We start from the raw sequence: 6,536 nt of genomic DNA on the forward strand, positions 1-6,536 counted from the left end.
GCCCGGGTCGACCGGCACGGCGGCGAGGTGTACGTCTACCGCCGCGCCGGCGCGGCCTGCCACGTCTGCGGCGGCCCGGTCAGCCGGGGCGAGCTGGCCGGCCGCAACCTCTACTGGTGCCCCACCTGCCAACGCTGACCCCGTCCGGCGGGCGGCTACGGGCCGTCGACGAGCCAGCGGGCCACCTCGACCTGGTTGGTGAAGACCGTGTCGCCGTCCAGGCTCCACGCCAGGCAGTGCGCGATCGTCCAGCCGACCACCCGGTCCCGGTCGAGGCCGAGCGCAGCGGTGACCCGGTCCAGCCGACGCCGTACCGCCTCGGGGGAGTGCCCCAGCTCGACCCCGCGCACGATCGGCACCACCGCGAACTCCCGCTCGCCCAGCAGCGGCTTCGGGTCGATCACCAGCCACGGCTCCCGGGTGGCCCGCAGCACGTTGCCGGCGTGCAGGTCCTGGTTGACCAGCACCTGCTCGCCCTGGGTGTCGACCAGCCGGTCGAGCTGGTCGAGCGCCGCGTCGACCAGCCGCCGCCCGTACGGCCGGCCGGCCCGGTCCCACCGCTCGGGTAACCGGTGCCGCCAACCCGTCGCCTCCTCGGCGAGCGGGATGAACGGCCCGGCCGGTCGCCGCCACAGCCGGGGCAGCAGGCCGGCCACCACGTCCACCGCCTCGTCGGCGGGCAACTCGTGCAGCGGTGAGCCGGGCCGGCACCGCTCCACCAGCAGCGCCCGCCGCTGCGGGTCGTGGGCGATCAGCCGGACCGCCGCCTCGCCGTCCCAGTGCGCCAACGCGTCCGCCTCGTGCCGGCTGTCCGGGGCCGGGTACTGCAACTTCAACACCGCCGGGGTGCCGTCGGGCAGGTCGGCGGGCATCGCCAGCGAGGCGAACGCGTACGGGAAGGGCGGCCCGAGCCGCAGCGACCACTGCTGCGCGCACTCGTCCCGCCACCGGGCCAGCGTGGCCAGCCACTCCCGCCCCTCCGGCGTCTGCCGCACCCACGACAACCCCGCCGGAATCTCCATCGGCCCATTGTGCGGATCGGGGAGAGTCGTTGTCGCCCCGGCGACAACAACTCTCCACAATGCGCGCCGCGCCGCGTGACGGGGGCGGGGTGGTCGGCGTGGGTGCGGTAGGTGGGGGGCTTCAGCGGTCGAGGGCGTCGACGGCCTTGCGGGCGGCGATCAGCACCGGGTCCCAGACCGGCGCGTACGGCGGGGCGTAGCCGAGGTCGAGGGCGGTCATCTCGTCCACCGTCATCTCGTTCCACAGCGCCACGGCCAGCGCGTCGATCCGCTTCGCCGCCTCGGAACGGCCGACGATCTGCGCGCCGAGCAGCCGACCGGTGGGCCGTTCGGCGATCAGCTTGACCGTCATCGCCTGGGCCCCCGGGTAGTAGCCAGCCCGGTTCGTCGACTCGGCGATCACCGAGACGAACTCGAACCCGGCCGCCGTGGCGTCCCGCTCCCGCAGCCCGGTACGCCCCACCTCCAGGTCGCACACCTTCGTCACGGCGGTGCCGATCACCCCGGGGAAGGTGGCGTACCCGCCGCCGATGTTGATCCCGGCGACCCGGCCCTGCTTGTTGGCGTGGGTGCCGAGCGGGATGTGCACCGACATGCCGGTGACCCGGTGCAGGGTCTCCACGCAGTCGCCGGCCGCCCAGACGCCGGGCACCCCGGGCACCCGCATCCGGCGGTCGACGCGGACCCCGCCGGTCTGGCCGAGCGGGAGGCCGGCGGCGGCGGCGAGCGCGGTGTTGGGGCGTACGCCCAGGCCGAGGACCACGACGTCGGCCGGCACCGGCCCGGCGGAGGTGACCACCGCGGACACCCGGCCGTCGCGCTGCTCGACCCCGCTGACCGTGACACCGGTACGGATCTCGACGCCCAGCCCGCGCATCGCCTCGGCGACCAGGCCGGCCATGTCCTCGTCGACGGTGGCCATCGGCTGCTCGCCCCGCTCGACCAGGGTGACGGCGAGCCCGCGCTGGATCAGCGCCTCGGCCATCTCCACCCCGATGTAGCCGCCGCCGACCACCACCGCCCGGGTCGGCGTCGGGTCGGCGTCCAGCCAGGCCCGCAGCGCCGCCGCGTCGTCCAGGGTCTGGATGCCGAAGATGCCGTCGACGTCCTCGTCGGCCCAGTCGGGCTGGTTGGGCACCGAACCGGTGGCGTACACCAGGGTGTCGAAGCGTTCGCGGACCTCGCCGCCGTCGTCGAGCCGGCGGGCGGTGACCTCGCGGCGGTCGAGGTCGATTCCGGTGACCTCGGTACGCAGCCGCACGTCGATGGCGAAGTCGTCCCGGAAGGTGGCCGGGTCACGGGCGATCAACGCGTCCCGGTCCTGCACCAGACCGCTGATCCAGTACGGGATGCCGCACGCCGAGTACGACGTGAAGTGTCCCCGCTCGAACGCCACGATCTCCAGGTCGTCGACGCCCCGGCGGCGACGGGCCTGGGACGCCGCCGCCATGCCGGCGGCGTCCCCACCGACCACGACCAGCCGCTCTGTCACGACGCCCAGTCTTCCACGCACGCCTCGCCCCCGGGCCGGTCAGCCACGGGTCTGCCGGGCGACCTCGGCGACCACGTCCTCCAGCCGGCCCGAGCGGGCGAACACGGCCCGCTGCCGGGCCGCCCCGGTGCCGTGCCGGCGCAGCGTGGCCAGCAGCTCGGTCACCTCGGCCAGGTCGTCGTGCGCCGTAAGCGCCGGGCGGACCCGCTCGACCAGCCGGTCGACCAGTTCCCAGGCCGGGCACAACTCGCCGTTGGTCAGGTCGACGCCGTCGCCCTCCAACCCGTCGTGGGCGGCCCGCCAGTGCGCGGCCACCAGCAGGTGGTGGTCGGTGTTCACCGGCGGACGGCCCGCCGCCACGTCGTCCATGGCGGTGGCGACCAGCGCCCGCACCAGCCCCGCCACCAGCACCGCGTCGTCCACCGACGGGCAGACGTCACCGATGCGGACCTCCACCGTCGGGTACTTCGCCGACAGCCGGGCGTACCAGTAGAGCATCCCCTCGTCGAGCATCACCCCGCTGGCGATCAACTGCCTGATCAGCCGCTCGTAGTGCTCGTACGACTCCAGGTAGGGGGTGGGCGCGACCGACGGCCAGCGTTCCCACTCGACGGAACGCCAGCTCGCGTACCCGGTGTCGACCCCCTCGGAGAAGGGCGAGTTGGTGGTCATCGCGTGCAGCACCGGCAGCCACGGCCGGATGTGGTTGAGCACCTGCACCCCGGTGTCCGGGTCGGGCACGCCCACGTGCACGTGCATGCCGTTGTTGCCGGGGCCGGGCACCAGCAGCCGGAACCGTTCGATCATCCGGTCGATGCGGGGCTTGTCCACCACCGGCGGGACCGGTCCCGCCACCGGGCCGGTGCCGATGGCCAGCACCCGGACGCCGGCCCGCTCGGCGGCGTCGGCCAGCGCGCCGCGCAGCACGCCCAGCGAGTGCCGGATCGAGCCCAGGTCCAACCCCGGCGGGCTGCCGATCTCGATCTGGCTGGTCTGGAACTCCCGCTCCACCTGCCCGCGCAGCTCGGCCGGCACCTGCTCCATGACCAGGTCGACGGCGGGCACCGCGGCACCGGTGTGCGGATCGACCAGGAGGAACTCCTCCTCCACGCCCACCGTGAGCCGGTCGGGCCCGGTCCGCTCCGGGGCCATCGCCCCGGCCGCCACCCCACTGGTCATCGCCATCACCGTCCGTCCCGTCCCGCCGCGGCGGGTCCGCCGCGGTGCTGCCCGCCCATTACCCGCGGTGTCCGGCGGAGAAAACGCGACACGGCGCGTCGTCGCGCCGGATGCTTACCATGACCCGGTCCCGCCGACCGGTGCCGTGCCGCACCCCCGCCCCGACCTGGAGCGGGCCGGGGCGGGAACGTGAGGGAGGTCAGGTGACCCCGACGACGGTGCCCCAGTCGGCGCCCCCGGCCCCGGCGCGGCGGCCCGGCCACCCGCCCCGGCCGGCCGGGCGCGACTGGCGGCGGCAGGTGCCCCGGACGTTCGCGGCGCTGCTGTGGTTCATCGCCGCGATCTGCGCGCTGGCGGCGGTCAGCAGCGCGGCCAACGCCGAGTTCCAGCCGATCCGGACCACCATCGACACGCTGCTGGTGCCGGCCCCGGCCAACCTGGCGTACGCGGTGTTCCTCGGCACCCTCGCCGCGGCGGTGCTGCGCCACAAGCGGCTGGCGTACTGGGTGCTTGTCGTCTACTTCATCCTCAGCCTGGTCGTCGGCGTGCTGACCGGCCTGCTGCTGGTGACCGTCGGCGCGGACCAGCTCACCGACGACGCCGGCCGGCGGCTGTTCACCCTCGTCGAGACCGTCGGCGTCTGGGTGGGCATCGGCTTCGCCGTCGCCGCGCTCGCCCTGCTGCGAGCCGCCCGGCGGGAGTTCTACGCCCGGGTCCGCAGCGGCAGCACCCGGCGTGCCCTCGGGGTGTTCTTCGGCCTCGCCGCGGCGGCCGTCGGGCTGGGCTACCTGCTGCTCACCGCCGTGCCCGGCAGCCTGCACAGCTGGCTGGACCGCATCGGGTACGCCATCGAGAAGGTCTTCGGCGGCGCGATCACCCTGGACGTCACCCGGCAGGGCCAGGCCCCCGGCTGGGTCAACCTGCTGCTCGGCGGGATGGGTGCGGTCGCCTTCCTGGCCGGCCTGTTCACCCTGCTGCGCTCGCAGCGCGCCGCCGCCGTGCTGCACCCCGACGAGGAGCAGCGGATCCGGGAACTGCTGGCCCGCTACGGCGACCGGGACTCGCTCGGCTACTTCGCCACCCGGCGGGACAAGGCGGCGGTCTTCTCGGCCAGCGGGAAGGCGGCGCTGACCTACCGGGTGGTCAACGGGGTGAGCCTGGCCAGCGGCGACCCGGTCGGCGACCCGGAGGCGTGGGGTCCGGCGATCACCGCCTGGCTGGACCAGGCCCGCGAGTACGCCTGGACCCCGGCGGTGATGGGGGCCAGCGAGGCCGGCGCGCGCGCCTACCACCGGCACGGGCTGAAGGTGCTGCAACTGGGTGACGAGGCGATCCTGCTGGCCCGGGAGTTCGACCTGGGCGGGCGGGACATGCGCCCGGTCCGGCAGGCGGTGCACCGGGTCGAGCGGGCCGGCTACACCGCCGCCGTACGCCGGCACGCCGACATCCCGCCGGCCGAGTTGGCCGACCTCGCCGCCCTGGCCACCCGCTGGCGGGACACCGAGCACGAGCGTGGCTTCTCGATGGCGCTGGGCCGCCTCGGCGACCCGGCCGACGGTGACTGCGTGCTGGTCGAGGCCCGCGACGGCGACGGCCGGGTACGGGCGCTGCTGTCGTTGAGCCCGTGGGGCGGCAGCGGGCTGTCGCTGGACCTGATGCGTCGGGACCGCACCGCCGAGAACGGGGTCACCGAGTTCATGGTGGCCGCGCTGCTCGGTGCCGCCCTCCGGCTGGGCGTCGAGCGGGTGTCGCTGAACTTCGCCGTGTTCCGGTCGGTGTTCGAGCAGGGCGCCCGGATCGGCGCCGGCCCGGTGATCCGGCTGTGGCGGCGTACGCTGCTGTTCTTCTCCCGCTGGTGGCAGTTGGAGTCGCTGTACCTGTCCAACGCCAAGTACCAGCCGCACTGGACGCCCCGCTACCTGTGCTTCGGCGAGCGGCGGGAACTGGCCCGGGTCGGGTTGGCCGCCGCCGTCGCGGAGGGCTTCGTCGCGTTGCCCGGCGGCCGTCCGTCCCCGCTGTACGGTGCGCCGCCGGCCGGTGGCGCGGTGGGGTTCGTGCCGCCGGACGCGGCCACGGTGCACGCGGTCAGCCCCGAACCGGCGCACGGGCAGCAGCCCGAGCAGGTGCGGGTCCGGCGGGCGAAGCTGGACCGGCTGCGGGCGCAGGGCGTCGATCCGTACCCGGTGGGGTGGCCGCGTACCGACGGGTGTGCGGCGGTGCGGGCGCGGCACGCCGGGCTGGCCCCGGACACCGGCACCGGGGAGACCGTCTCGGTGGCCGGGCGGGTGCTGCTGGTCCGCGACCACGGCCGGGTCTGCTTCGTCACCGTCCGCGACGGCGGCGGCGACCTGCAACTGGTGCTGGAGAAGGAGCTGGACCGGTGGCGGGCCACCGTCGACATCGGCGACCACGTCGGCGCTACCGGCGAGGTGTACGCCACCCGGCGCGGCGAGGTGTCGGTCCGGGTGGCCGACTGGCGGCTCACCGCCAAGTGCCTGCGTCCGCTGCCGGACAAGCACCACGGCCTGGCCGACCCGGAGGCGCGGGTGCGCCGCCGCTACCTGGACCTGGCGACCAGCCCACAGGCCCGGGACCTGCTGCGGGCCCGCAGCGCCACCCTCACCAGCCTGCGCCGGACCCTGGTGGACCGGGACTTCCTGGAGGTGGAGACGCCGATCCTGCAACGCGTGCACGGCGGGGCGAACGCCCGCCCGTTCGTCACCCACAGCAACGCCTACGACCTGCGGTTGACCCTGCGGATCGCCCCCGAGCTGTACCTCAAGCGGCTCGCCGTGGGCGGTGTCGAGCGGGTGTACGAGCTGGGCCGGGTGTTCCGCAACGAG

General features: G+C 75.0%; 5 protein-coding genes. 2 read left to right on the top strand and 3 right to left on the bottom strand.

The features are described 5' to 3' along the window. On the top strand, positions 1-138 hold a 138-nt coding region (locus tag ACOJTC_RS27130; RefSeq protein WP_420119011.1), incomplete at its 5' end, for a zinc finger domain-containing protein. 17 nt (positions 139-155) lie between these two features. Here the strand turns inward: ACOJTC_RS27130 and ACOJTC_RS27135 are convergent. The 3 genes from ACOJTC_RS27135 to ACOJTC_RS27145 all read right to left on the bottom strand — a co-directional run bounded on the left by ACOJTC_RS27135 (position 156) and on the right by ACOJTC_RS27145 (position 3,693). After that, the gene (locus ACOJTC_RS27135; protein WP_420119007.1) at positions 156-1,022 is read right to left on the bottom strand and encodes an aminoglycoside phosphotransferase family protein; all 867 of its coding nucleotides are present in this window, start codon (positions 1,020-1,022) and stop codon (positions 156-158) included. A gap of 121 nt (positions 1,023-1,143) precedes the next feature. Continuing rightward, the gene (locus tag ACOJTC_RS27140) at positions 1,144-2,514 is read right to left on the bottom strand and encodes an FAD-dependent oxidoreductase (RefSeq protein ID WP_420119008.1); all 1,371 of its coding nucleotides are present in this window, start codon (positions 2,512-2,514) and stop codon (positions 1,144-1,146) included. Positions 2,515-2,553: 39 nt separating this feature from the next. Further along, positions 2,554-3,693, bottom strand: a complete 1,140-nt coding sequence (locus tag ACOJTC_RS27145) for a carboxylate-amine ligase (RefSeq protein WP_420119009.1) — start codon at positions 3,691-3,693, stop codon at positions 2,554-2,556. A gap of 203 nt (positions 3,694-3,896) precedes the next feature. On the opposite strand from ACOJTC_RS27145, the gene lysX reads away from it, so the two are divergent. Continuing rightward, the coding region (lysX, locus tag ACOJTC_RS27150; RefSeq protein WP_420119010.1) for a bifunctional lysylphosphatidylglycerol synthetase/lysine--tRNA ligase LysX at positions 3,897-6,536 on the top strand (2,640 nt) is incomplete at its 3' end.

It is taken from the genome of Micromonospora sp., from assembly GCF_048594385.1.
Lineage (GTDB): Bacteria > Actinomycetota > Actinomycetes > Mycobacteriales > Micromonosporaceae > Micromonospora > Micromonospora wenchangensis.